This is a genomic window from Bradyrhizobium sp. 31Argb (genome assembly GCF_043638955.1).
Classification (GTDB): Bacteria; Pseudomonadota; Alphaproteobacteria; order Rhizobiales; family Xanthobacteraceae; genus Bradyrhizobium.
In genome coordinates this window covers 1-1,174 of sequence record NZ_JBEGDB010000612.1, presented here as the reverse complement: position 1 = coordinate 1,174, position 1,174 = coordinate 1, and the positions used below count along the sequence as shown (strand labels likewise).

The following is a 1,174-nucleotide window of genomic DNA, read 5'->3' as shown; positions in this document are numbered from 1 at the left end:
AGCGCCAGCCGCCGCAGCCGCTCCATCAGCTGCACCGCCAACAGCGAATGCCCGCCCAGCTCGAAGAAGTGGTCGTGGCGCCCGACCCGCTCCAGCCCGAGAAGCTCGGCCCAGACCTGCGCCAGCGCCGTCTCGATCTCGCCCTGCGGCGGCGCGTAAGCGCGATGCGCATACGCCCCATCCGCAGGCGGCGGCAGCGCCTGGCGGTCCAGCTTGCCGTTCACCGTCAAGGGCAGCACCGCCAGCCGCACAAACGCCGCCGGCACCATGTAGTCCGGCAGCTGCGCGCCCACATGCGCCCGCAACGTGGCGGCCAGCTCAGCGCCAGCGCCATCCAGCTCATCCGATTGAGCTTCAGGCGCACACACCACATAGGCCACCAGCCGCTGCTCGCCGGCGCCATCCCGTTGCGCCACCACCACCGCATCGCGCACCCAGGCATGCTCGATGAGCCGCGCCGCAATCTCGCCGGGCTCGATCCGGAAGCCGCGGATCTTCACCTGATCGTCGTTGCGGCCCAAAAACGCCAGATCGCCGTCCGGCAGGTACCGCGCAAGATCGCCCGTCTTGTAAAGCCGGTCGCCGTCCACAAACGGGCTGGCGATGAACCGCTCCGCCGTCAGCTCCGGCCGGTTCAGATAGCCGCGCGCAACTCCCGCCCCGCCAATGTAAAGCTCACCCGCCGCCCCGAACGGAACCGGCCCGCCATGACCGTCCAGCAGATACACCCGCGTGTTCGCAATCGGACGGCCAATATGCGGCACAGCGTTGTCGCTGAAGAGCCGTCCTGAGGTCGCCACGACCGTAGCTTCAGTAGGCCCATAGTTGTTGATTAGCTTCAGAGGCGACAGAGGCCCAGGCACACGCTGGAGACGATCCCCGCCAACAAGCAAGTACTCCAATCTGGAGTTGATGAGCTTATCTTCCAGCGCGAGTGTAGCCAGTGGCGTGATCAAAAAGGCAACGTCCAGCGATTGATCTCGCCACCATTGCAGCAGACGCAAGGAATCTGCAGCTGCCGCTTTGGGCGGCAGCTGCAATGTGCTGCGGTTACATAACGCAGACCATAGCTCCCAGGTGCTGGCATCGAATGCCACTCCAGCCGCGAGTGCGCAGCAGGTTTCTGGTTGCGGACAAAACGTTTGCACATGCCATGCGACAAGATTGACCAGGC

The 1,174-nt window shown here is 65.1% G+C and carries 1 protein-coding gene; it reads right to left on the bottom strand.

What is annotated here, in order from left to right:
- Positions 1 to 1,097: AMP-binding protein (locus AAFX91_RS41825; RefSeq protein WP_394570363.1), on the bottom strand; the 1,097-nt coding region annotated here is incomplete at its 3' end.
- Between the last annotated feature and the right edge of the window lie 77 nt (positions 1,098 to 1,174).